24 protein-coding genes are annotated in these 23,588 nt (G+C 67.4%); 4 read left to right on the top strand and 20 right to left on the bottom strand.

Annotation, left to right across the window (positions count from 1 at the left end; translation table 11 throughout):
* Positions 1-116: 116 nt before the first annotated feature.
* The 6 genes from der to OK015_RS14320 all read right to left on the bottom strand — a co-directional run bounded on the left by der (position 117) and on the right by OK015_RS14320 (position 5,386).
* The gene (gene der, locus OK015_RS14345; protein WP_268123736.1) at positions 117-1,517 is read right to left on the bottom strand and encodes a ribosome biogenesis GTPase Der; all 1,401 of its coding nucleotides are present in this window, start codon (positions 1,515-1,517) and stop codon (positions 117-119) included.
* Positions 1,514-2,200 carry a (d)CMP kinase gene (gene cmk, locus OK015_RS14340; RefSeq protein ID WP_268123734.1) on the bottom strand — a complete coding sequence of 229 codons (687 nt, stop codon included), beginning with the start codon at positions 2,198-2,200 and terminating at the stop codon, positions 1,514-1,516. The genes der and cmk overlap by 4 nt, the downstream gene beginning before the upstream one ends.
* Positions 2,197-2,940 carry a pseudouridine synthase gene (locus OK015_RS14335; RefSeq protein ID WP_268123732.1) on the bottom strand — a complete coding sequence of 248 codons (744 nt, stop codon included), beginning with the start codon at positions 2,938-2,940 and terminating at the stop codon, positions 2,197-2,199. The genes cmk and OK015_RS14335 overlap by 4 nt, the downstream gene beginning before the upstream one ends.
* On the bottom strand, positions 2,940-3,635 hold the full coding sequence (gene scpB, locus OK015_RS14330; RefSeq protein ID WP_268123730.1) for an SMC-Scp complex subunit ScpB: 696 nt from the start codon (positions 3,633-3,635) through the stop codon (positions 2,940-2,942). The genes OK015_RS14335 and scpB overlap by 1 nt, the downstream gene beginning before the upstream one ends.
* A gap of 75 nt (positions 3,636-3,710) precedes the next feature.
* The gene (locus OK015_RS14325; RefSeq protein WP_268123728.1) at positions 3,711-4,526 is read right to left on the bottom strand and encodes a segregation/condensation protein A; all 816 of its coding nucleotides are present in this window, start codon (positions 4,524-4,526) and stop codon (positions 3,711-3,713) included.
* Positions 4,523-5,386, bottom strand: coding sequence for a ParA family protein (locus OK015_RS14320; protein WP_268123726.1), 864 nt, complete (start codon positions 5,384-5,386; stop codon positions 4,523-4,525). The genes OK015_RS14325 and OK015_RS14320 overlap by 4 nt, the downstream gene beginning before the upstream one ends.
* Positions 5,387-5,580: 194 nt before the next feature.
* On the opposite strand from OK015_RS14320, the gene OK015_RS14315 reads away from it, so the two are divergent.
* Entirely contained in the window at positions 5,581-6,333 is a 753-nt protein-coding gene (locus OK015_RS14315) for an O-methyltransferase (RefSeq protein ID WP_268123724.1), read from the top strand.
* A 102-nt stretch (positions 6,334-6,435) separates the two neighbouring features.
* Here OK015_RS14315 and xerD read toward each other — a convergent pair whose 3' ends face one another.
* The 14 genes from xerD to OK015_RS14245 all read right to left on the bottom strand — a co-directional run bounded on the left by xerD (position 6,436) and on the right by OK015_RS14245 (position 20,556).
* Entirely contained in the window at positions 6,436-7,380 is a 945-nt protein-coding gene (gene xerD, locus OK015_RS14310) for a site-specific tyrosine recombinase XerD (RefSeq protein ID WP_268123722.1), read from the bottom strand.
* The gene (locus OK015_RS14305) at positions 7,377-8,009 is read right to left on the bottom strand and encodes an NUDIX domain-containing protein (protein WP_268123720.1); all 633 of its coding nucleotides are present in this window, start codon (positions 8,007-8,009) and stop codon (positions 7,377-7,379) included. The genes xerD and OK015_RS14305 overlap by 4 nt, the downstream gene beginning before the upstream one ends.
* On the bottom strand, positions 8,002-9,753 hold the full coding sequence (locus tag OK015_RS14300) for a CTP synthase (RefSeq protein ID WP_268123718.1): 1,752 nt from the start codon (positions 9,751-9,753) through the stop codon (positions 8,002-8,004). Before OK015_RS14300 ends, OK015_RS14305 begins: the two co-directional genes overlap by 8 nt.
* A gap of 149 nt (positions 9,754-9,902) precedes the next feature.
* Entirely contained in the window at positions 9,903-10,856 is a 954-nt protein-coding gene (locus tag OK015_RS14295) for a copper transporter (RefSeq protein ID WP_268123716.1), read from the bottom strand.
* A gap of 28 nt (positions 10,857-10,884) precedes the next feature.
* The gene (gene steA / locus OK015_RS14290; RefSeq protein WP_268123714.1) at positions 10,885-12,066 is read right to left on the bottom strand and encodes a putative cytokinetic ring protein SteA; all 1,182 of its coding nucleotides are present in this window, start codon (positions 12,064-12,066) and stop codon (positions 10,885-10,887) included.
* Between the two features lie 136 nt (positions 12,067-12,202).
* Entirely contained in the window at positions 12,203-13,957 is a 1,755-nt protein-coding gene (recN, locus tag OK015_RS14285) for a DNA repair protein RecN (RefSeq protein ID WP_268123712.1), read from the bottom strand.
* 24 nt (positions 13,958-13,981) lie between these two features.
* Positions 13,982-14,905 (bottom strand): NAD kinase, encoded by a 924-nt coding sequence (locus OK015_RS14280; protein WP_268123710.1) that lies wholly within the window; start codon positions 14,903-14,905, stop codon positions 13,982-13,984.
* Positions 14,902-15,711, bottom strand: a complete 810-nt coding sequence (locus OK015_RS14275) for a TlyA family RNA methyltransferase (protein WP_268123708.1) — start codon at positions 15,709-15,711, stop codon at positions 14,902-14,904. The genes OK015_RS14280 and OK015_RS14275 overlap by 4 nt, the downstream gene beginning before the upstream one ends.
* 8 nt (positions 15,712-15,719) lie before the next feature.
* Entirely contained in the window at positions 15,720-15,905 is a 186-nt protein-coding gene (locus OK015_RS14270) for a hypothetical protein (RefSeq protein ID WP_268123706.1), read from the bottom strand.
* 23 nt (positions 15,906-15,928) lie between these two features.
* Positions 15,929-16,954, bottom strand: a complete 1,026-nt coding sequence (locus tag OK015_RS14265; RefSeq protein WP_268123704.1) for an HAD-IIA family hydrolase — start codon at positions 16,952-16,954, stop codon at positions 15,929-15,931.
* Positions 16,951-17,754, bottom strand: coding sequence for a tetratricopeptide repeat protein (locus OK015_RS14260; RefSeq protein WP_268123702.1), 804 nt, complete (start codon positions 17,752-17,754; stop codon positions 16,951-16,953). The genes OK015_RS14265 and OK015_RS14260 overlap by 4 nt, the downstream gene beginning before the upstream one ends.
* 67 nt (positions 17,755-17,821) lie before the next feature.
* Positions 17,822-18,196 carry a DUF732 domain-containing protein gene (locus OK015_RS14255; RefSeq protein ID WP_442791300.1) on the bottom strand — a complete coding sequence of 125 codons (375 nt, stop codon included), beginning with the start codon at positions 18,194-18,196 and terminating at the stop codon, positions 17,822-17,824.
* A 463-nt stretch (positions 18,197-18,659) separates the two neighbouring features.
* On the bottom strand, positions 18,660-19,934 hold the full coding sequence (gene tyrS / locus OK015_RS14250) for a tyrosine--tRNA ligase (protein ID WP_442791109.1): 1,275 nt from the start codon (positions 19,932-19,934) through the stop codon (positions 18,660-18,662).
* Positions 19,935-19,944: 10 nt separating this feature from the next.
* Positions 19,945-20,556 carry a DNA-3-methyladenine glycosylase gene (locus tag OK015_RS14245; protein ID WP_268123698.1) on the bottom strand — a complete coding sequence of 204 codons (612 nt, stop codon included), beginning with the start codon at positions 20,554-20,556 and terminating at the stop codon, positions 19,945-19,947.
* Between the two features lie 67 nt (positions 20,557-20,623).
* On the opposite strand from OK015_RS14245, the gene OK015_RS14240 reads away from it, so the two are divergent.
* The 3 genes from OK015_RS14240 (at position 20,624) to OK015_RS14230 (ending at position 23,588) form a co-directional block, all read left to right on the top strand.
* Positions 20,624-21,886, top strand: coding sequence for an ammonium transporter (locus tag OK015_RS14240; protein WP_268123696.1), 1,263 nt, complete (start codon positions 20,624-20,626; stop codon positions 21,884-21,886).
* 176 nt (positions 21,887-22,062) lie between these two features.
* A complete protein-coding gene (locus OK015_RS14235) occupies positions 22,063-22,836 on the top strand; it encodes an ABC transporter ATP-binding protein (RefSeq protein ID WP_268123694.1) in 774 nt (257 codons plus the stop codon).
* The gene (locus OK015_RS14230) at positions 22,833-23,588 is read left to right on the top strand and encodes an ABC transporter permease (RefSeq protein ID WP_268123693.1); all 756 of its coding nucleotides are present in this window, start codon (positions 22,833-22,835) and stop codon (positions 23,586-23,588) included. The genes OK015_RS14235 and OK015_RS14230 overlap by 4 nt, the downstream gene beginning before the upstream one ends.

Genomic DNA, 23,588 nt, shown 5'->3' with positions numbered 1-23,588 from the left:
CTCTGCTCTTGGCGGTCACACGCGAATGTCAACGTCGGGTGTGCGCCGAGGGCGCCGTAGCTGCACACTCGCCGCCGTGGACGCACACTCGACACGGAGAAGACAAACGCGAGAGCTCAGCGGCGCTTCGCGGATCGCTTTTCGCGAACTCGGACGTTGATCCGAATTGGGCTGCCGGCGAATCCAAACGTCTCGCGCAGCCGCCGCTCCAGGAAGCGCCGGTAGCCGGCCTCGAGGAAACCGGTGGTGAACAGCACGAACGTCGGCGGACGGGCGGCGGCCTGGGTGGCGAACAGAATGCGGGGTTGCTTGCCGCCGCGTACCGGCGGCGGTGTGGCGGCCACGATCTCCTTCACCCAGGTGTTCAGCGGACCGGTCGGAATCCGGGCGTCCCACGACGCGAGCGCGGTTTCCATCGCGGGCACCAGCTTCTGCACAGCCCGCCCCGTCTTGGCTGAGATGTTGACCCGTTCCGCCCACTGCAGCTGTGCCAACTCGCGGTCGATCTCGCGGTCCAGCAACTCGCGCCGATCCTCGTCGACCAGATCCCACTTGTTGAAGGCCAGCACCAACGCCCGGCCCGCCTCGATCACCATCGAGAGCACCCGCTGATCCTGCTCGGTCAGCGTCTGCGACGCGTCGATCAGCACCAGCACCACCTCGGCGGAATCGATGGCCGAGTGCGTGCGCACCGACGCGTAGAACTCGTGACCGCTGGCCTGCCCAACCTTGCGGCGCAGACCCGCGGTGTCGACGAAACGCCAGACCTTGCCGCCCAATTCGATCAGCGAGTCCACCGGATCGACGGTGGTTCCGGCGACGTCGTGCACGACCGATCGCTCGTCGCCGGCCAGCTTGTTGAGCAGGGAGCTCTTGCCGACGTTGGGCTTGCCGACCAGCGCCACCCGCCGTGGGCCGCCGGGCGCCGGTGCCGCTTCGGACACCTGGGGCAGCACGGCCAGCACCTCGTCGAGCAGATCGGCCACGCCGCGACCGTGTATCGCACTGACCGCGTGCGGCTCGCCGAGGCCCAGCGACCACAGGGCAGCCGCGTCGGCTTCGACCTTTTCGCTGTCAACCTTGTTGGCGGCCAAGAAGACTGGCTTGCCGGAGCGCAACAGGATGCGGGCGGCGGCCTCGTCGGCGCTGGTGGCCCCGACCGTGGCGTCGACCACCAGAATCACCGCGTCGGCGGTACGCATCGCCACCGACGCCTGCTCGGCCACCAGCTGCTGCAGACCCTTGGCGTCGGGCTCCCATCCGCCGGTGTCCTGCACGACGAACCGGCGCCCGGTCCACAGCGCGTCGTAGGAGACTCGGTCGCGCGTCACACCGGGAATGTCTTGCACCACCGCCTCGCGGCGCCCCAGGATCCGGTTGACCAGTGTCGACTTGCCGACGTTGGGCCGCCCAACAATCGCCACGACCGGCGCGGGGCCGGGCTCCTCGACATCCGCCGAGTCGGAATCGAAAGTCTCCCAATCGCTTTCGTCCGACCAGGTGCCGTCCTGCGTCACCGCACCGCCTCGCTTCGCTGCTTGACCAACTCCAGCAGATGGTCGATCACCTGCGCCTCGGTCATGTCGCTGGTGTCGACGATCACCGCGTCCGACGCCGGTCGCAGCGGCGACAGCACCCGGGTGGAATCCAGGTGATCGCGGCGGCGCACATCGGCCAGCACGCCGTCGTAATCGTCGGCCAGACCTGACGCGACATTCTGGTCGTTGCGGCGCCGGGCCCGCGTTTCGGCCGACGCGGTCAGGAAGATCTTCACCGGCGCGTCGGGCAATACCACGGTCCCGATGTCGCGGCCCTCGACGACGACACTGCCCGGCCCCTGTGCCATTTCGCGCTGCAAGGCGACCAGCCGGGTCCGTACCGCGGCAACCGACGACACCGCCGACACCGCACCGGTGACCTTATCGCCGCGAATCTCGGATGAGACATCCTCACCGGCAAGGAAATAACGATCCCCTTCCGGGTGGTAGTCGATCGACATCTGCACCGGCTCGGTGGCCCGAGCCACCGCTTCGGCATCCTCCGGGTCGATACCGGCGCGCAAGGCGGCCAGGGTCACCATCCGGTACATGCCCCCGGTGTCCAGGTAGCGTGCCCTCAGCGCTTGCGCCAATCCTTTTGACACCGAGGACTTTCCGGTTCCGGCCGGGCCGTCGATCGCCACTACCACACCGCTCGTCACAAGCCCACCGCTTTGTACAGTTGCCCGATCTCGCCTTGACTCAACGCGCGAATGCTGCCCGGTCGCTGCTTGCCCAGCGATATCCCACCGATTTCGGTTCGTACCAGCGACTCCACCGGAAAGCCCACCGCCGCCAGCATCCGGCGCACAATCCGATTTCGGCCTTCGTGCAACGTCAAGCGCACCAGCGTTTTTCCGGGGATGGCGTCCACCACGGCGAAGTCGTCGACACGCGCCGGACCATCCTCCAACTCGATGCCGGCGCGCAGTTTCTTGCCCAGCCCGCGCGGCACCGTTCCGCTGACCGTCGCCAGATATGTCTTGGGCACTTCGTGGGAGGGGTGCATCAATCGGTGTGCCAGCTCGCCGTCGTTGGTCAGCAGGATCAGGCCCTCGGTGTCGGCGTCCAACCGGCCCACGTGGAAAAGCTTTTTGTTGCCCCGCACTCGCCGCTCGATCAGATCGCCGATGCACGGCCGGCCGCGGTCGTCGGACATCGTCGAATGCATTCCCTGCGGCTTGTTCAGCGCCAGATAAACCTGTGATTCGTCGACCGCGATCCTGGCGCCGTCGACGCGGATCACCGAGGCATCGGGGTCCACCCGGGTACCCAGCTCGGTGACCACCTGCCCGTCCACCTCGACGCGACCGTCGAGGATCAACTTCTCGGCGGCCCGGCGCGACGCAATTCCGGCCTGGGACAACACTTTTTGCAGCCGGATCCCCTGAGCTTCGGCCATCAATCCTGGTCCACGTCAAACGACAGCGACTGTTCGGGCGTCTGGCCGCCCGCCAGTTTGATGAAACGAGGCTCGCTGTCCAAGGATTCGCTCAGGTCCTCGATCGTGTCGACGTCGGGAAGCAGCGGCGCGATATCGGGCAGATCCGCCAGCGACTCCAGCCCCAAACGCTCCAGGAACATCTCGGTGGTCGCGAAGGTGACCGCGCCACTGTCCTCGTCGACACCGGCCTCGGTGATCAGACCACGGGCCAGCAGCGTGCGAATCACGGCATCCACGTTGACGCCGCGCACGGCGCTGACCCGCGCGCGGGTCACGGGCTGGCGATAGGCCACCACGGCCAGGGTCTCCAGCGCGGCCCGGGTGAGTTTGGAGCGCGCACCGTCCAGCAGCAGCTTCTCCACGTATGGCGCGAACCGGGCGCGGGTGTACATCCGCCATCCCTCACCGGTTTTCCGTAGGTCGATGCCGCTGTCGCGCTGCGCGAGTTCCTCCGACATCACCTGTAGCTTGGCAGCGATGCGGTAGACGGGCTGCTGCGTGGCCGCCGCCAGCGCTTCGTCGGTGACCGGGGTGTCGACCACCAGCAACAGCGCCTCCAGCACCGATCGAAGCTCCTCGTCATCCAGTGGCACGGCCTCCGCGATGTCCGGGATGCCGACGTCGAGATCGAGGTCAGGCATGTCTTCAGTCACGAGCGCCGCTCCTCCTCCTCGCTTCGTCCCCCGCAAGCGGGAGGTGCCCCCACTGCACCGTCGCGGCGCGAGTCATTATTCGTCCCGCACTTCGGTGGTCGGACGCTCCCCGGTCCACGAAATTTGGAGCACGCCCAGCGGCTCCGACTGGTCGAATGCTACCGCCCGGGACCGATACAGTTCGAGCAGCGCCAGGAAGCGACCCACGACCTCCATCGGCACCTCACAGTCGGCAACCAACTCGGAAAACGTGGCCCATCGGCCGCTGCCCCGCGATTCGAGGATCTCCAGCAATTTCTGCGCCTGCTCGGGAACCGAGACCTGGAGCTCGTGCAGGTGGCCGATGGCCACCTGTGGCACCGGGCGCGGACTGAACGCGACCGCGGCGATCTGGGCGAAGCGCTCGGCGTCGACACCGATCATCACTTCCGGTAGCAGTTCGGTGAAACGATCTTCCAGCGACACCGCACGCGGGTAGCTGCGCAGCGCGGTGGCTTCCAGCTCGGCGAACATCTCCGCGACGTGCTTGAACGCCCGGTACTGCAGCAGCCGGGCGAACAGCAGATCGCGCACCTCGAGCAACGCCAGGTCTTCTTCGTCGTCGATCTGTCCGGCCGGCAGCAGCCGGGCCGCCTTCAGATCCAGCAGCGTCGCGGCGACCACGAGGAATGCGGTGGTCTCCTCGAGGTCCAGTTGGCGGCCGATCTCGCGGGTATAGGCGATGAAGTCGTCGGTCACCTGGTGCAGCGCCACCTCGGTCACGTCGAGACGATGCGCGAAGATCAGCTGCAGCAGCAGATCGAACGGCCCCTCGAAGTTGGTGAGGCGGACTTGGAAACCGGTCGAGGAGCCGTTCTGCGCTGGCACCTCACCATTGGCAGTGTCGTTCACGCGCCGAATCGGTCGATGAACTCGCGGGCCAGAGAGCGATAGGCGATGGCGCCCGTCGACTTCGGCGCCCAGGTGGTGATGGGTTCGCCCGCCACGCTGGTCTCCGGGAAACGAACGGTGCGGGTGATCACGGTGTCGAACACTAGGTCACCGAAGCGTTCGACGACGCGGGCCATCACCTCGCGGGCATTGACGGTGCGCGGGTCGTAGCGGGTCAGCAGGATGCCGCTGATTTCCAGCTTCGGGTTGAGCCGGTCGCGCACCTTGTCCACGGTGTCGGTGAGCAGCGCCAGGCCGCGCAGCGAGAAGTACTCGCATTCGGTGGGGATGACCACACCGTCCGAGCAGGCCAGGCCGTTGACCGTGAGCAGGCCGAGCGACGGTTGGCAGTCGATCAGGACGTAGTCGTAGCGGTCCAGCACCGGATGCAGCGCCCGGCCGAGGGTTTGCTCCCGGCCCACCTCGTTGACCAGCTGGATCTCGGCGGCCGACAGGTCGATATTGCTGGGCACCAGATCGAGGTACCTGACCCGGGTGGACAGCAGGACGTCGTCGATCGACACCCGCGGCTCCACCAGCACGTTGTGAATGGTCTTTTCCAGCTCGTAGTGCGGGACACCGAGGCCTGCGGACAGCGCGCCCTGCGGATCCATGTCCACCAGCAGCACCCGCCTGCCGTACTCGGCGAGCGCGGCGCCCAGGTTGATCGTCGACGTGGTCTTGCCGACGCCACCCTTCTGGTTGCACATCGCAATCACCTTGGCCGGGCCGTGTGAGGTGCGCGGCTGGGGCTCCGGGATCGCCCGCGGGGGGCGCCCAGTGAGGCCGATCTCGACGCCGCCGTCAGGCTGGTCGGTCATGCCCGGGGTGTTGCGGAGGTGAACATCGTCGCAAAGTCTATCGGGTATGCGCCGGTAAACCGGGCGACCCGCAGGCAAGATAACCAGGGAATATGCGCGGAGGGCGCTGGTAGCGCCGTCCGGAGCGACGAGAGTTAACTTCAGTCACACCAGCATCATTCGGCACACTCACGGCGGGGCTATCGTGGGTGTCCATGGACCTCAAACGACGGATACCGCTGCTGCGGTGGTCGTTCTGGCGGATGGCCGCCGGAGCTCGCAACCTCACCACGACGGGCCAGATCGGCGACGGCCGCGAAGCCGCCGTGGTCGACTACGTCGTCAACAACGCCCGAGCCGGCGATATCGACGACGTGCTGGCCGCCATCGACAAGTTCGCCTACGAGAAGTCGATGCTGATCAACGTCGGCGACGAGAAGGGCCTGCTGCTGGATGCCGCCGTACGCCGCGGCGACCCCACGCTGGTCCTGGAGCTGGGCACCTACGTTGGATACGGAGCGCTCCGGATCGCCCGGGCCGCCCCGAACGCCAAGGTGTTTTCCGTCGAGCTCGCCGAGGCCAACGCCGCCAACGCCCGGGCTATCTGGTCACATGCCGGTGTCGCCGACCGGGTGACGTGTGTCGTCGGCACCATCGGCGACGGCGGGCAGACCCTCGACAGGCTCGCCGCCGAGCACGGGTTCACTTCTGGCGCACTGGATTTCCTCTTCCTCGACCACGACAAGGACGCCTACCTCAACGACCTGTTGAGCATCATGGACCGCGGCTGGCTGCATACCGGCTCGATCGCGGTCGCCGACAACGTCCGGGTGCCGGGCGCACCGAGGTACCGCGAGTACATGCGCCAGCAGCAGGGCAAGCTGTGGAACACCGTCGAGCACAACACGCACCTCGAATACCAGTCACTGATGTCCGACTTGGTGCTGGAATCCGACTACCTGGGCTGAAACCGCGCGGCTGGTATCGCCGAGATCGACGCCAGCGTGATGCGCTGCGGCGTGTCGTCCCGCTACCGTCGATGTCGGCGCAGAAGGGTTGAGCGCAGAAGGTTACTGTGCCCGCGGGTGGGCGCCGGCCCACACTTCGCGCAACGCGTGCACCGTGACCAGTGTGTAAATCTGTGTGGTCGTCACCGAAGCATGGCCGAGCAGCTCTTGCACGACCCGCACGTCGGCACCGCCCTCCAGGAGGTGGGTGGCGAACGAGTGCCGCAGCATGTGCGGCGACACCCCCGAGGTGATCCCGGCGCGCTCGGCGGCGTCCTGCAGCACCTGCCACGCGCTTTGCCGCGACAACCGTCCGCCGCGGGCGTTGAGGAAGATCGCCGCCGTTCCGCGGCCCCGGCGAACCAGCTCCGAGCGTCCGCGCACCAGGTAGGAATCCAGCGCCTGCACGGCCGGACGCCCGATCGGGACCAGCCGCTGTTTGCCGCCCTTGCCACGCAGCAGCACCGACCTGGCCTGGGTATCGATGTCGTCGACGTCGAGGCCGACGGCTTCGGAGATGCGTGATCCGGTGGAGTACAACAGTTCCAGCAGCGCCCGGTTGCGCAGCGTCAGTGGACCATCGGAGGGGCTCTCACCGCCTGCGCCTTCCAGCAATGCCAATACCTGGTCTAGGGTCAGGCTTTTGGGGAGCCGACGGCCCGGCGTCGGCGGCCGCACCGCGCGCGCCACATCCAGTTCGGCCAGGCCCTCGGCGGCGGCGAACCGATGCAGCCCGCGCACCGCGATCAGCGCCCGCGCCGCCGACACCGCCGAGAGGCCGACCGCCCCGGAGTCGGGATCGCCGCGCCGCAACGCCACCAGGAATTCGCTGACGTCGTCTTCACCGACCTTGGCCAGATCGTGAATCCCTCGGTCTTCCAAGTGCTTCGAATAGCGGCGCAGGTCGCGCCGATACGAGCTCAGCGTGTTGGCCGCTACTCCCCGCTCGATGGTCAGGTGGTCAAGATAGCCCTGCATTTGTGTCTCGAGCGTGAGCGCAGTCGTCATCGCTTCGCCTGTCCGGCTTTTCGAGCGGCAAAAGCCGTCGGCTTGTCCGGCCACGGGGTGTCCACCGGGCGCGGCTGCGCGACCCCCGTCGTCACGGCGTGAGCGGCCAAAATACCGCCCACCGCAATCGAATTGACGATCTCGCCGCTGAAAACGAGGCGTACCGCCTCCTCGATGGGGACCCAGCGCATCGTCATGTCGGCTTCTTCGTCATGCGCCTCGGGGCGCCCGACCTCGGTCAGTCCGGTGGCCAGGTAGACCCGTACCGACTCGTCGCTGTACCCGGTCGCGGTGTCGACATCGACGAGCACGTCCCAGGTGTCGGCCCGCAGACCGACCTCCTCCTCCAGTTCCCGCGCCGCCGAGAGCTGGGGTGCCTCCCCCGCGGCGTCGAGCAGACCCGCCGGCAACTCCCACAAGCGCCGGCCGAAGGTGTGCCGGTACTGATAGACCATCGCGATGGCATGATCGTCATTCATCGCCACGACGGCCACCGCGCCGTAGTGCTCGAGGACTTCCCGCGCGGCGGTGTTGCCCCCAGGCATCCGCACCTCGTCGCGGCGCAAGGCGAAAATCTTTCCGGTGTAAACCGTTTCGCTCGACGCCGTCTCGAAAACGTGATCAGCCACGAGTGGCGGGTTCGGGTATCGACCGCTCGGCGCTGTCTCGATGCTGGATGCCGTTGGACGAGTGCTCGGGGATTTCCACCGGAAGCAGCTCGCCCTGTTTGTAGTCGATCGCCGCGCCGACGAATGCCACGAACAGCGGGTGCGGCCGGGTAGGCCGGCTCTTCAGCTCGGGGTGGGCCTGGGTGCCGACCACGAACGGGTGAATATCCGACGGGTATTCGACGAACTCGACGAGGTGGCCGTCGGGCGAGGTCCCGGAGAACCTCAGGCCGCTCTCGGCGATGCGCTCGCGGTAAGCGTTGTTGACCTCATAGCGGTGCCGGTGCCGCTCGGACACCTGGGTGGACCCATAGGCCTGCGCCACAATCGAATCCGGCTCGAGCACCGCGGGGTAGGCGCCCAGGCGCATGGTGCCGCCGAGGTCGGCTTCGCCGGCGACGATCGGTTCCTGATCGGCCATCGTCGAGATGACCGGATCCGGTGTGCCCGGTTCGAATTCTGCGGAGTTGGCCTCGGTCAGACCGACCGAACGTGCCGCTTCGATCACGATGCACTGCAGCCCGAGGCAGAGCCCGAATACCGGCAAGCCGCGTGCCCGGGCATACCGAATGGCGCCGATCTTGCCCTCGATGCCGCGGATGCCGAATCCGCCGGGGATCAGCACACCGTGCACGTCAGCCAGCGCCGACGCGGCACCCGCTGCGCTCTCGCAGTCGTCGGAGGGTACCCACACCATCTCCACCTTGGCGTGGTGCCGGAACCCGCCGGCACGCAAAGCCTCGGTCACCGAGAGATAGGCGTCGGACAAATCAACATACTTGCCCACCAACGCAATTCGCACGGTTTCGTGCGGCTCGTGCACGCGCCGCAGCAGGTCGTCCCACTCCGTCCAGTCCACGTCACGGAACGGCAGGTTGAGCCGGCGCACCACATACGCGTCGAGTTCCTCGCGGTGCAAGACCTTGGGGATGTCGTAGATCGAGGGCGCGTCAGGGGTGGAGATGACACCGTCGATGTCGACGTCACACATCAGCGCGATCTTGTTCTTCAGCGGTTCGGGGACGTCGCGGTCGCACCGCAGGATCAGCGCGTCGGGTGTGATACCGACGCTGCGCAGCGCGGCCACCGAGTGCTGGGTCGGCTTGGTCTTGAGTTCACCGGACGGGGCCAGATACGGCACCAGCGACACGTGCAGAAAGAAGACGTGCTCACGACCGAGATCGTGGCGGACCTGCCGCGCCGCCTCCAGAAAGGGCTGTGACTCGATGTCGCCGACCGTGCCGCCGATCTCGGTGATGACGACGTCCGGGCGGTTGCCGTTGACGTCCGGCTCGGCGATATCGCGGATACGGCGCTTGATCTCGTCGGTGATGTGCGGGATCACCTGGACCGTGTCGCCGAGGTATTCACCGCGACGCTCCTTGGCAATGACGGTTGAATACACTTGCCCGGTAGTGACATTCGCCGAACCGGACAGGTCGCGATCCAGGAAACGCTCGTAATGGCCGACGTCGAGGTCAGTCTCGGCGCCGTCCTCGGTGACGAAAACCTCACCGTGCTGGAACGGGTTCATCGTGCCCGGGTCGACATTGAGATACGGGTCGAGCTTTTGCATCGTCACATGCAATCCGCGCGCGGTCAGCAGCTGTCCGAGGCTACTGGCGGTCAGACCCTTGCCGAGCGAGGAAGCGACACCACCGCTGACGAAGAGGTGCTTGGTGGTGGTTTGCGGATGCCTACGCACTAAAGCGACCTCCGTGAAGACGGGCAGGGCGTCGTTATTGTCTAGCTTCGATTAGCTGGGCCTGCCGACCCACGGAAACCCACCCTAACACCAGCGACCCCGAGCCGCGGCTAACACGCCCGGCAACGAGACAGCCGGCGACCGATTCGCTACTGAGGAACGGTGATCGATGTGGCCCCGTGGCCGGTGCCGTACTGCCCGATGTGCCCGCCATTGAGCAGGTCATGCAGGCCGAGGATCGCGGTGATTCGCCCGGGCGCGGCATCGACGTCGTCGACGGTGCTGATCGCGGAGTTGATGGCGGCGTCGGCGCGGGCGACCGCGACCGCGGCACCACCGGTCGCCGAACCGTCCCGCCCGGCCAGCAGCGTGCCCGAGCCGTGTGGCACCAGCGCCGCGGAGAAGCGGGCGACGCTGACTCCCTGATTGCCGGCATCCTGGGGTAGCGCGCCGCCGGTGACGATCAGGGCGGCGTTGGCCGCTCCCATGTGGTCGCTGGGCTGATACGTGACGAATCCGGTGTCGCGCAGCGCCGCCAGCACGGTGTCGCGCTGTGTATCGGTGATTTCTGGGACGGCGGGGACCGCCGGGTTGGCGTTGATCAGCAGCGCGATGCCCAACAGGTCGCCGGCCTGCGACCCTTGGTCGACGAGTTTGGTGCTCAGCTGCTGACCGGCGGGCAGCACGGACGAGTTCACCACGGTCCGCAGTTTCTCCGCGGAGTTGGCGTCGACGAACTCTTGGGTCAGCGACACCGTCCCGGTCACGCTCCCTCCGGCCTGGCCGACGAGCTTCGAAACCGCCGCGACGTCGTCGTCCTTGGCATCCGGGGTACGGAAGACGATGACGGATTTGCCGGCCAGCGCGTCGTGCACGATCCGGCCGACCAGCTGGTTGTCGAAATTGTTTGCCGCGCTCAGCTTTTCGTTCAGCACGTTCTTCTGGTCGTTGAGCCCGTTGATCTGCGAGTACAGGTCCCGCTTCTCGTCCCGCAGGCTGGACAGCAGGGTGTCGGACAAGAAGCCCGAGCCCAGCACGACGCCGACGGCCAACGCGAGGAACACCGCGGCCAGCGAGAAGGCATGTTGGCGTAACGAGATCATGTGCGCACGTCCTTAGAACCCCGAATGACTACGTGACCAGGTGCTGAATCCAGAGCGAGAAGTGGTTCCAGTAGTCGGTGACCCAGTGCAGCACCACGCCGTCGGTGCGCGACACCCACAGCGCGACGATGACGGCGATCAGCATCGTCAGCGCCAGCAGCGCGACGGCGCCGCCCGAGATGTGGTTGCGGTACAGGGTGGCGACCGCCTTGGCGTCGACCACCTTCTCGCCGACCCGCAGCCTGGTGAGGAACGTCGACGGGTTGCTCTGGGTGCGCGTCCGGTCGAAGAAGGTCTCGATGTTGGCGGTGTGACCGGCCGTCACCAGCAGCGCCGCGCCGTGGTGGTCGGCCAGCAGTAGGGCCAGATCGACGGCCGAACCCGCGGCCGGGAACGTCATCGCCCCGACGCCGAGGTCCTGGATCCGCTCCAGGCCCGGTGCGTGGCCGTCGGCGTCTGCCGGCAGCACCACGTGCGCGCCGCACTTGAGGGCTTCGGTGCTGATCTGCTCCGGGTCGCCGACGATGAGCTGCGGGCGATAACCCGCCTTGCGCAGCACATCCGCGCCGCTGCCCACACCGATCAGCACCGGCTGATACTCCTTGATGAACGGTTTCAGCGAGCGCAGATCATCGGCGGCGCTGTCCTCGTCGGCGACGATCACCACATGCCGGCGGCGCAGGTCCAGGTCGATGTCGGGGATGCCGATTCCGTCGATCAAGAGCGGGCTCTCACTCTTGATGAACTCAATGGTGTTGCCGGCGAACGCCTCCAGGTGGGCGGCCAGCCCGCTCTTGGCCTCGCGCATCAGGTCGGCAATGTCATGGTCGGTGCGCTCGGTGCCGCGGACCAGTCGCCGTTCGCCTGCGTACACCCCGCCTTCATACAGGCGAATCTTGGAGCCGTCCTTGATCTTCTTGAAGATGTCCGGTCCGGTCTCGTCGATCAGGGTCACGCCGTTGTTGACCAACACCTCCGGCCCCATGTTCGGGTAACGGCCGGAGACCGACGGCGATGCATTGACGACGGCGGCGATGTCGGCTTCCACCAGCGCCTCGGCGGTGATGCGATCCAGGTCAAGGACGTCGAGCACCACGATGTCACCGGGGCAGACCCTGCGCAGCAGGCGGTCGATGTTCCGGTCCACCCGAGCGGTGCCGGTCAGACCCGGCCGGGAGGCATTACGTGTAAGCAGCCCTGACATCTTCATGTGGGGATTCTGTCCGCCGGGCGCGGCTCAGGCGTGGAGGCGCGCCGTAACATCAGCCCCAGAAGTTACCTAGAGTCACATCCGTAACAGGTGGATCCCGGTATGGTCTCGGCCGACGCTCGCAGGGTGTCGACCGCTAGATCGCATCATTCTGGGCGCCGTCGAGCAGTTCCCGGGCGTGGGCCCGGCCGCTGTCGGATTCGCCCAACCCGGCCAGCATCCGCGCCAGCTCGGCGACCCGCTCGTCGTTCACGACCCGGCGCACCACACTGGTCCCCCGCGGCCCGGCCGGATGCACCACCAGGTGCACGTCGGCGTACGCCGCGACCTGCGGCAAGTGAGTGACCACGATGACCTGGTGGGTGCGCGCCAACCGCGCGAGTCGCCGGCCGATCTGGACGGCGGCCCGGCCGCCGACACCCGCGTCGACCTCGTCGAACACCATCGTGGTGCCCTTTGAAATATTGCGCGACCCGGCTAGCACCACTTCCAGGGCGAGCATCACCCGGGACAGCTCGCCACCGGATGCGCTCTTGGCCAGCGGCAGCACCGTCATGCCGCGGTGCGCGGCGAAGCCGAACTCAACCTGGTCGACGCCATCGCTGCCGGCCCGCGCCAGCTCGCCGGAGGGCAGCGTGAGTACGGCCGCATCATCCTTGTCGGCCGCGACGTCGGTGCGCACCTCGATGGTGAATTCGGCATCGGCCATCGCCAGCCCGGACAGCTCCGCGGTCACCTCTTTGGCCAGCCGCTTGGCCGCCTTGCGGCGACACTTGCTGAGATCGACTGCGGCGTCCGATAATTCAGCGGCAAGCTGGTCGGCGCGGCGTTCCAGCGCCGCCAGCCCCTCCTCGGAGACGTCGAGTGCGGCCAACCGGTCGCGCGATTCGGCCGCCCACCGCAGCACCCCGTCGACATCCGCGGCGTACTTGCGGGTCAGCGTGCGCAGCTCGGCTTGCCGGGACAACTTGGACTCCAGCGCGCTGGCATCGACCGGCAACTCGTCCAAGTAGCCGCCGAGCTCTTGGGCCACGTCGATGACGACGGTCAGCGCTTCGCTGACCTGGCCGGCAAACGCCTGCAGCTTGGCGTCATCGGTGGATTCCAGTGCGGCCCTCGCCCGCCCCAGGCTGTCGGCGGCGCTGCCGCCCGAAAGGTCCTCGGTCGACAGCGCGGCACGGGCGGCGGCCGCGGCTTCGCGCAGCGTGTCCAGTTCGGAGAGCCGCACCACGTCGGCGATCAGGGCATCATCCTCACCGGGTTGCGGCTCCACGGCATCGATCTCGTTGAGCGCGAAGGTCAGCCGGTCGGCCTCCAGGGTGAGTTCGCGCATGCGGTTGCGGCGGTCGAACAGGTCGCGCTGCGCCGACAACCAGGCGTCGCGCAGTTTGCGGTAGCGCTCGAGCGCGGGGCCGGCCTTCGCGAACCGGTCCAGCGCGCCGCGTTGTTCCTCGGGTCGCATCAGCCGCAGCTGGTCGTTCTGCCCGTGCAAGGTGAGCAACTCGGTCGTGAAGTCGCCCAACGACTTTGCGGGGACGCTGCGGCCCCCGAGGTAGGCACGCGACGGTCCGTCACGGCTGACCGAGCGCAGCGCGATCACGCTACCGTCCTCGTCACGCTCCCCGCCCGACGCGTCCAGCATCTCATCCAGCTGCGCGATTGCCGCGTCGTCGAGATCGGTTGTGGTGAAACGACCTTCGACAACCGCGCGTTCGGCTCCCGAGCGCACCCGATTCGCGTCGGCGCGGGCACCGCCGAGCAGGTGCAGGCCCGTCACCACCATGGTCTTGCCGGTGCCGGTCTCGCCGGTCAGCACGGTCAGGCCGCGGTCGAACTCCCCGACGGCAGAGCTGATCGCACCCAACGACTCGATGCGGATTTCGGTCAGCATTGCGTCAGCACCGCTGCAGCGCCGTTACTTTCCGCGCCAACCGGTCACGGGCAACCGGAACTTGCGCACCAGCCGGTCGGTGAACGGTGCGCTGTCCAGGCGTGCCCATTTGACCGCGGTGCCACAGCGTTTCACCTCGAGCCGTCCGCCGGCGGGTAGCACCATCTCGCGGCGGCCGTCGCAGAACACCAGGGCGTCGTTGCCACTCGCCTCGATCTCGATCGCGATGGTGGCATCCGGGCTGGTGACCATCGGCCGGCCGAACAGCGCATGAGCGTTGTTGGGCACCACCAGGATTGCTTCGAGGTCCGGCCATAGCACCGGGCCACCGGCGGAGAACGCATAGGCGGTCGAGCCGGTCGGCGTCGACACCAATATTCCGTCGCAGCCGAAGGTCGACACCGGTCGTCCCTCGATTTCGACGACCACTCCAAGCACGCCCAGCCGCGGGCCCTTTTCCAGGCTGGCCTCGTTGAGCGCCCACCCCTGATCGATGACCTCCCCGCGGTGGCGCACCGCGATATCGAGGGTCAGGCGCTCCTCTACCCGGTAGTCCTGCGCGACCACATGTTCCAGCACCGTGTCGATGGCCTCCGCCTCGGCCTCGGCCAGAAAGCCGATGCGGCCCAGGTTGATGCCCAGCACCGGAATGCCGGCATTGCGGGCGAGTTCGGCCGCGCGCAGGAAGGTGCCGTCGCCGCCGAGCGCCAGCACCAGCTCGCAGCCTTCCGCCGCACTGGGCTCGGCGTCGACCACCTGTATTTCGACGCCCATCGCCCGCACGTCGTCGGGAGACAAGTGCAGCGACCCGCGATCGACCGCCTCGGCGGACAACACGCGAAGCCCGACGCCGTTGTCGCTCAACACTTTCTGCACACGCCGAGCGGTCTCGGTGGCTTCTTCGCGTCCGGTGTGCACGACCAGCAGGACGGTACGTTTGGCCGTCATTGCGGACCCTCACCCACCGCGCGGTGCACCGCATCTACCAGCCCGCCGGCCGTCAACCCCCGGTCGGTATCGGCGCGCAGCCACAGGAAGTACTCGACGTTGCCCGACGGTCCCGGCAGTGGACTGGCGGTGACGTCGACGGTGTGCCAGCCCAGCCCTGCGGCACGTCTCGCGACGGACAGCACCGAGTCGGCACGCAATCCCGGGTCCTGGACGACCCCGCCCGCACCGACTTGGCCCTTCCCCACCTCAAACTGCGGCTTCACCATGGGAACGATATCCGCGCCGGGCCACGCGCAACCAGCCAGCGCGGGCAACACGGTCGACAGGGAGATAAACGACAGGTCAGCCACCACCAGGTCGACCCGGCCGCCGATCGCCTCGGGCGACAGGTCGCGGACGTTGGTCCGCTCGACGACGCGCACCCGTGGGTCGGAGCGCAGCGACCAAGCCAGCTGACCGTACCCCACGTCGGCGGCCACTACTTCGGCGGCCCCGCGATCCAGCAGGACTTCGGTGAAGCCGCCCGTCGACGCGCCGGCGTCCAGGCAGCGGCGTCCCGCGACCGGGATCTCGAAGGCGCCGAGCGCACCGAGCAGCTTGTGTGCCCCACGCGACACCCACCGGCGTTCCCCGTCGTCGGCGACGGTTAGGGCCGCGGTGACGGCCACGGCGGTGCCGGGTTTGACCGCGGGCATGCCGTCGATGCTGACCTTCCCGGCGCCGATCAACTCGACGGCCTGCTGGCGGGATCGCGCGAGGCCGCGCCGCACCAGCTCGGCGTCGACGCGGGCATGTCGTGCCATGCCCGCACTCAGCCCTTCTCCGCCGATTCCAGCGCAGCCAGCAGCACGTCATGCGCCTCGGAAAGCCGACGTGCGATGTCCTCCAGCTCGGCAAGTGACGGCCCGTTCTCCCCGCTTTCCGGGTCGGCCAGGTCGGGCAGCTGCGCCAGCAGGGCGTCGATATCGGCGCGAATCTGATCAGGATCGATATTCATTGCGGTTCCACGGTAGTCATCCGCTAGTCCCGATGCACGAGAGACCAGCGCTCGAGCGCGTCGCGGGCCCGGTCGTCGGCGGCCCGGATGCGTGCCGGCTGCCCCTGGAAATCGGAGCACTCGGCGCCCCACACCGCGCTGGCGACAGCACGCACGATCGAGAGCCCGTCCCCGTCGTCTTGCGGCGCACCCTCACCGCTGACCGTAACGGCACCATCGCCGACGTCGACCGCCCAGCCGGGCTGCGGCCCGACCGCAAGCGGGCCGCTGTCCTGTTGCAGCGCGCGCAGGTCGTGGCCGATGTAGGTGGGCCGCTGCGCCGGGATGGCATATACCGCGTCTCGCGCGCTGCTCACCCCGGTCAGCACCATCAAGCTGGGCAACTTGGCGGCATTGGCCCCCTCGATATCGGTGTCGAGCCGGTCGCCGATCACCAACGGCGCGCGGTAGTCGCCGCGCGCGACCGCATCGTTGAGCAGTGTCGGGGCGGGCTTTCCGGCGACCCTGGGCTCGGCGCCGGTCGCCGCCCGCAGCGCCGCCACCAGAGATCCGTTGCCGGGCAGCAGGCCCCGCTCGGTGGGCAGCGTGGGGTCGACGTTGGCCGCCACCCATAACGCACCGGCCCGGATGGCCAGTGCGGCCTCGGCGAGATCGGGCCAGCCGATCGTCATCGAGAGACCTTGGACGACGGCGACGGGGTTGTCGTCATAGCTGCGGACGGGACGCAGTCCGACGGCGGCGATTTCGTTGGCCAGTGAGTCGGTGCCGACGATCAGCACAGCCGCATCCGGTGGCAGCTCACCGGAAAGCAGGTGGGCCGCGCTTTGGGCGCTGGTGACGACGTCGTCGCTGCTGGCGGTGAAGCCCAGGTCGCGCAGGTGCGCCGCTACTTCGTCGGCACTGCGCGAGGCATTGTTGGTGACGAACAGCTTGCGGCTGCGCACCTCGTCGAGCGTTTGCACCGCGCCGTCGGTGGCACGGTGGCCGCGGAACACCGTCCCGTCCAGATCGATGAGCAGGCAATCATATTCCTGCGCAATGCTTTTCACTTTTCGTCTCTTGAGCCCAGCTCGCCGACCCGGTCTTCGGCATCGGTGATGCCGTCGGTGTCGGCGGCCGCGGAATGCAAGAACCATTGCAGCGCTTCGTCGTTGCGGCCCAGCGCCAGCAGGGTGTCGGCGTAGGCGTAGAACAACCGCGCGGCCATCGAGCCGGTGCGGCCCGGGTCCAGTTGCGGCGTGGACAACAGGGTCAGCGCCTGCTCGAGCTGCCCGAGATCGGCGCGGGCGCCGGCGACCACGATGCGCAGCTCGTCGGCGTCGTCACCGCTGAGCTGGGCCGCTTCTTCACCGCGGGACAGTTCGATCGCCCGCTCCGGGCGGCCAAGGCCGCGTTCACAATCCGCGATCAGAGCAAGCAACGAGGACTTGCTGCCCATCCGGCGGGCGGCACGCAATTCGGACAGTGCCTGGGCCCAATCGCCGCAGCGGTAGGCCGCGATCCCGACGGCCTCGCGAATGGCGGCGATCCTGCTGGACCGGGCCCGGGCCGCACGCGCGTGGTTCAGCGCGGCTTCCGGGTCTTCGTCCATCAGTTCACCCGCGGCGACCAGGTGGCGGGCCACCGCGTCGGCGGTGGTCCGGTCCAAGGTGCTCAGCTCACCGCGGATTTCGGGTGACAGCTGTTTGGCGTCCACCCCGGGCGGTATCGCGGGCCCGTTGTCCGCAGGGCGATCGGCGCCGCCGGTAGCGTTCCGCGGCTGGGCCGGGCGGGCCCGGCCCGGTCCCGACCACCCAGACGTCGAGCGCGGCCGTCGTTCGCCGTTGTGACGCTGCCTGTCGTCGCCCACGCGTCTCGTTCACCTCGATTGCTCGCGTCCTCCTGAAGAGGATACGGGCACCCGGTTGGGGATCTCGCTACGCCTTGAACCGGTCCGGGATTAACGGGGCGATCATCGCAGGACAGAAGGTCGCGATCGCGACGATCGTGAAGATGCCCGCATTTTTCTCGGTCATCCCACTGCCGGTTGCCATCTCCGAGACGACCGAATCGAACGACCCGCCGGGCTGGACCAGCATCGGGCAGACCGATTGCCCCTGCGCCAGCGCGGTGGCGGGCTGCGTGACGGCGATACCGGCATTGGTCAGCGCCGACAGGAACGCGTTACCCGTGATGTCGGCACGGATGGGGGCCGCCATCGTCGAGGCCGTGGCAACTAAAGCCCCGGTCAACGCCATAAACCCGAAGGCCTTCGCCTGCGCGCCGACGCCTATTGTCCACTGGTACGCCATTGATTGCGCCGTCATCTCTCGCTTCTTGTCGATGGTTCGGTGGCCGCGCGCAAAATCACTGTGACTACAGTGGCCAACCAGTGTCACGTCCAGGGCACGGCAAGGTAAAGGTTTGCATACCACGGCGTTTTGGTCCGAACGTCTTGACAGCCCGGGGTGCACTATGCACCGCCGCCGGGCACCCACTGCGGATGTCGGATCAGCTTAACCGTTAAATATGTTGGTGCACAAGAGTTTTAACGCTACGGATGCGGTCTCGGCCGGTGACGTTGTCCCCCGGATGGGGGACGACGAATATCCACCCGCGATTCAACCGGTTGTGGGATAGCCGCAGACCGCCGAACCGGGCAAACTGGTTGTCACAGCGGGGATCTCGTCGCTCCTTCCAACGAGGCTCCCCTCCTCATATCGGCTTCCCCTCCGATTGACGAGATCCCCGCTGAATACCAGCTCTAGACCCTTTCTAGACCCTTTCTATGCCGGCGATGTTGCGCTTGCCGCGACGCAGAACCAGCCACCGGCCGTTCAGAAAATCCGCGGCCTGCGGGGTCCATTCGTCGCTGTCGACCCGAACGTTGTTGACGTAAACGCCACCCTCGCCGATCGTGCGCCGCGCGGCGCCCTTGCTGGCCGACAGGCCGCTGGCCACCAGCAGGTCGACGATCCCGTCGGGACCGCCGGGTTTGAGCTCGGCGACCTGCCCTTCCGGCGCGGTCTCGCGCAGCGCCGCGGCCAACGTCGCCTCATCGAGGCGGTCCAGCTCGCCTTGGCCGAAGAGCGCCCGGCTGGCGTGCTCGACGGCCGCGGTGGCCTCCTCGCCGTGCACCAGAACGGTAAGTTCGGTCGCCAGCCGGCGTTGGGCGGCACGTTGTTGCGGACGCTCGGCGGTGACCTGTTCCAGCTCGGCCAGCTCGTCGGCGGACAAGAACGTGAACCACCGCAGGTAACGGATCACGTCGGCGTCGGCGGTGTTGACAAAGTACTGGTACCAGGCATATGGGGTGGTGAGCTGCGGGTCCAGCCACAAGTTTCCGCCGCCGGTGGACTTGCCGAACTTGGTCCCGTCGGCCGCCGTCACCAGCGGGACCGTGAGCGCATGCACCGCCGCACCGAGTTTCTGGCGCACCAGGCGAACGCCGGCGATGATGTTGCCCCACTGATCCGAGCCGCCGATCTGCAGCGCACAGCCGTGGCGCTGGTGCAATTCCACATAGTCGTTGGCCTGCAGCAGCATGTAACTGAACTCGGTGTAGGAGATCCCGTCGCCCTCAAGCCGTCGCCGGATGGTGTCGCGGTCCAGCATTACGTTGACCGAGAAGTGCTTGCCGAGGTCCCGCAGAAACTCGATCGCGGACAGCTGGCCCGTCCAGTCCAGGTTGTTGGCCACGATCGCGCCGGTGGGCGAGTCGTCGAAGTCGACGAAGCGTTCCAGCTGTCCGCGAATCCGTTCGGTCCACTCGGCGACGGTGCCCGCCTGATGCAGACTGCGCTCGCCGACCTCACGCGGGTCCCCGATCATGCCGGTGGCGCCGCCCGCCAGGACGATCGGACGATGGCCGGCCCGCTGAAAGCGCCGCAATGCCAGCAGCGGCACCAGATGCCCCGCGTGCAAGCTCGGCGCGGTGGGGTCGAACCCGGCGTACACCGTCAGCGGTCCGCGCTGCACTTCGGCGGCCAGGGCATCGAGGTCGGTGGACTGCGCGATCAGCCCACGCCAGCCCAGCTCGTCGAGGATCACGGGTAAGAGGCTAGTCGCTGGCACCGGGGGCAGGTGCCCGCGGACTTCGCCGATACGCCGAGACCTCCGGTCGGCCGGCAAGCCACAGTCGCCACGGCCGGTCGGCGGCCTGGCTGACCCCAACCCGTGGACCCGCTATGCCGCCGTCGGCCGCATTCAGCGTCAGCGTCACCGGACTATCCGCGTCGAACAGGTCAATCCCGTTGTCCGACATCGTAATTCCCAACGCTGAGCACAGGTTTCCCGGACCACGCGCGAGCGCGACGGTGCGGACGGCCGGACCGCGCCGCGCCTGGGCAATGTCGATGCCGTCCTCGATGACGGCGGCGCGCAGCAGCACGGCGGCCGCCGTGCCGTCGGGTCCGCACGAGACATTGGCGCAGGTGTGAATCCCGTGGCTGAGGTAGGTGTACAGCCGTCCCGGGGGCCCGAACATCACCCCGTTGCGACCGCTGCGCCCTCGGTAGGAGTGCGCCGCCGCGTCCGGCCAGGGCCCGTCGGGAACCCCTCCGTAGGCCTCGACCTCGACGACGATTCCGCTCACATCGCGGCCGGTGAGGGTGGCACCGAGCAACCGGTGCGCGGCCGCGACCGGGTCGACTACCAGCTGGTCCGCACCCACCCACCGAACCTACCGGGACCACAAACATGGCAAACTCCCGGTTGCCGCGTGGCAAAGGAGCCCAAAAATGCATGCGATCGACCCCGCCGCCACGGCGTGGCTGCTGGCCAGCACCGCACTGGTCCTACTGATGACCCCCGGCCTGGCGATCTTCTACGGCGGCATGGTCCGCACGACCGGGGTGCTCAACATGATCATGATGAGCTTCATCTCGATCCCGCTCGTGACGGTGGCGTGGCTGTTGGTCGGTTACACGATCGCCTTCTCCGAAGGCGGCACCGGCGGGTTCGTCGGTGGCCTCGGCCATCTCGGGATGCTCGGCATCACCCCCGACACCACCCACGGCACTGTTCCCGAATTGCTCTATGCCACCTTCCAGTTGACGTTCGCGATCATCACCGCGGCCCTGGTCAGCGGCGCTATCGCCGACCGCGCCAAGTTCGCCGCCTGGATGGCGTTCGTCCCGGTCTGGGCGATCGTGGTGTATTCGGTTGTCGCGCACTGGGTGTGGGGCCCCGGCGGCTGGCTGGCAAAGATGGGCGTACTCGACTATGCGGGCGGTTTGGTCGTCGAGATCGTCTCGGGCTCTTCGGCGCTGGCGCTGGCGCTGGTGCTGGGACCCCGGATCGGCTTCAAGAAAGAAGCGATGCGCCCGCACAACCTGCCGTTGGTCTTGCTGGGTGTCGGGCTGCTGTGGTTCGGCTGGTTCGGGTTCAACGCCGGTTCGGCCCTGGCCGCCAATGGAACCGCCGCGGCCATCTTCCTCAACACGCTCGTTGCGGGCTGCCTCGGCATGCTCGGCTGGCTGGCCGTCGAGCAGATCCGCGACGGCAGGCCCACGACGTTCGGTGCGGCGTCCGGCGTGGTCGCCGGCCTGGTGGCGATCACGCCGTCCTGCGGCACCGTCAACACCCTGGGCGCGACGGTCGTGGGCCTCGCGGCCGGTGTGGTGTGCTCGTTCGCGATCGCCGCGAAATTCCGCTTCAACTATGACGATTCGCTCGACGTGGTCGGTGTGCACTTCGTGGGCGGCGTGGTAGGCGTGTCCCTGATCGGCCTGCTGGCCACCGCGGTCATGACGTCGGGTCCGCAGGGCCTCTTCTATGGCGGCGGCTTCGGCCAGCTGGGCAAGCAGACGCTCGCGATCGTCGTCGTCGCGGTCTACGCGTTCACCGTGTCGTTCTTTTTGGCGAAGGCGATCGATCGGGTGATGGGTTTCCGCGTCAGCGCCGAGGATGAGACCACCGGTGTCGACTTCACCCAGCACGCCGAAACCGCCTACGCCGAGGGTGTGCAGGGACATCTGCCGCGTCCGGGCTCCCCGAGCTGACTGAGCGCGAGCTGCCAGCTCGCAATCACATGAGTCACATCAACCTCGTCGACTGACCCCACGGTCATCCCCGTTTGCAATATCGCCGGCGATATCGGATCTGAAATCCACCAAGTGGTCCGCGCTCCGGCGTCGCGCCCCTTGACAGCTCCGCACCGAGGGCGGATATTCATCACATGATGATTTCATCTCGTGATGAATTAATCTCGAATGGCAGCGAGCCGGCCGTCGACGTCGCGCAGCTGCGGGTAATCCGTGGCAAACGCCCCGCACTGCACGACTTCTCGGTGCAGATCGCGCGGGGCAGCATCACCGGCCTGCTCGGCCCGTCCGGCTGCGGCAAGACCACGCTGATCCGGTGCATCGTCGGCACCCAGATCGTCACGTCGGGCACCGTCACGGTGCTGGGTAAACCCGCCGGCTCCCCCGAGCTGCGCCGCCACGTCGGCTACCTGCCCCAGGATCCGACCATCTACAACGACCTGCGGGTCGTGGACAACGTTCGCTACTTCGCGGCGCTCTACGGCTTCGACAGCCACGCCGCCGACTCCGCGATCGAGCGGGTCGGGCTGACCGATCACCGGACCGCGCTCTGCGCCAACCTCTCCGGCGGCCAACGCACCAGAGTTTCGCTGGCCTGCGCGCTGGTCTGTAAACCGGATCTGCTGGTGCTCGACGAGCCCACGGTCGGGCTGGACCCCGTGCTCCGCGCCGACCTCTGGGAGCAGTTCACCGACCTGGCCCGCGCCGGAACCACCTTGCTGGTCTCCAGCCATGTGATGGACGAAGCCGACCACTGCGGCGACCTGTTGCTGATGCGCGAGGGGAACTTGGTCGCCCACACCACGCCGACCCAGCTACGAGAGGACACCGGATGCACGTCACTGGAGGACGCGTTTCTGTCCATCATCAAGCGCACCATGCAGCCAGCCGGCCCCAAAGCAGAATGAGCATCGACGGGTACACGGCCACCACGACGCGGATTCTGCGCCAGCTGGTCGCCGACCACCGCAGCGTCGCGATGATCCTCGCGGTGCCGATCCTGGTGATCACGTTGATGTACTTCATGTTTCACAACGCCCGGCACCTCCCGGGCACGCCGTCGCCGTTCAACAATGCCTGCCTGATCCTGCTCGGCCTCTTCCCGCTGTTCGTGATGTTCATCATCACGGCGATCACGATGCAGCGTGAACGCGCCTCGGGGACGTTGGAGCGAATTCTGACCACTCCCCTGCGCCGGCTCGACCTGCTGATCGCCTACGGCAGCGCCTTCTCGATCGCCGCGGCGGCGCAAGCGTCACTGGCATGCATTGTGTCGTTCTGGTTCCTCGGCTTCGACACGGCGGGAGGCTGGGTGTGGGTGTTCCTGATCGCGATCGTCAACGCGGTCCTCGGTGTCGGCCTGGGCCTGCTGTGTAGTGCGTTCGCCCGCACCGAGTTTCAAGCCGTGCAGTTCATTCCGCTGGTGATGGTGCCACAGCTGCTGCTGGCCGGGATCATCGTCCCGCGCGCGCTAATGCCAGACTGGCTGCAATGGATCAGCAACGTCATGCCGGCCAGCTACGCGCTGGAGGCGCTGCAACAGGTGAGTTCGCATACCGAACTGACCGGTACCGCGGTGCGCGACATCGTCGTCGTGGCGGGTTCTGCGTTCGCGGCGCTGTGCCTGGCCGCGGCGACACTGCGGCGCCGGACGCCATAA

Origin of the sequence: Mycobacterium sp. Aquia_216, from assembly GCF_026723865.1 — a bacterium.
Classification (GTDB): Bacteria; Actinomycetota; Actinomycetes; order Mycobacteriales; family Mycobacteriaceae; genus Mycobacterium.
The sequence above is the reverse complement of the archived record's forward strand: the minus strand, read 5'-3'. Positions and strand labels throughout refer to the sequence as shown.

Coding starts and splice junctions, on each gene's coding strand:
- OK015_RS14295 (WP_268123716.1), bottom strand. CDS start 10,856: ATGATCTCGTTACGCCAACATGCCTTCTCGCTGGCCGCGGTGTTCCTC.
- OK015_RS14235 (WP_268123694.1), top strand. CDS start 22,063: ATGATGATTTCATCTCGTGATGAATTAATCTCGAATGGCAGCGAGCCG.
- OK015_RS14315 (WP_268123724.1), top strand. CDS start 5,581: ATGGACCTCAAACGACGGATACCGCTGCTGCGGTGGTCGTTCTGGCGG.
- OK015_RS14275 (WP_268123708.1), bottom strand. CDS start 15,711: ATGGCACGACATGCCCGCGTCGACGCCGAGCTGGTGCGGCGCGGCCTC.
- OK015_RS14320 (WP_268123726.1), bottom strand. CDS start 5,386: ATGACCGACCAGCCTGACGGCGGCGTCGAGATCGGCCTCACTGGGCGC.
- OK015_RS14280 (WP_268123710.1), bottom strand. CDS start 14,905: ATGACGGCCAAACGTACCGTCCTGCTGGTCGTGCACACCGGACGCGAA.
- OK015_RS14240 (WP_268123696.1), top strand. CDS start 20,624: ATGCATGCGATCGACCCCGCCGCCACGGCGTGGCTGCTGGCCAGCACC.
- steA (WP_268123714.1), bottom strand. CDS start 12,066: ATGAAGATGTCAGGGCTGCTTACACGTAATGCCTCCCGGCCGGGTCTG.
- xerD (WP_268123722.1), bottom strand. CDS start 7,380: ATGACGACTGCGCTCACGCTCGAGACACAAATGCAGGGCTATCTTGAC.
- OK015_RS14270 (WP_268123706.1), bottom strand. CDS start 15,905: ATGAATATCGATCCTGATCAGATTCGCGCCGATATCGACGCCCTGCTG.
- recN (WP_268123712.1), bottom strand. CDS start 13,957: ATGCTGACCGAAATCCGCATCGAGTCGTTGGGTGCGATCAGCTCTGCC.
- OK015_RS14255 (WP_442791300.1), bottom strand. CDS start 18,196: ATGGCGTACCAGTGGACAATAGGCGTCGGCGCGCAGGCGAAGGCCTTC.
- OK015_RS14335 (WP_268123732.1), bottom strand. CDS start 2,940: ATGGCCGAAGCTCAGGGGATCCGGCTGCAAAAAGTGTTGTCCCAGGCC.
- OK015_RS14230 (WP_268123693.1), top strand. CDS start 22,833: ATGAGCATCGACGGGTACACGGCCACCACGACGCGGATTCTGCGCCAG.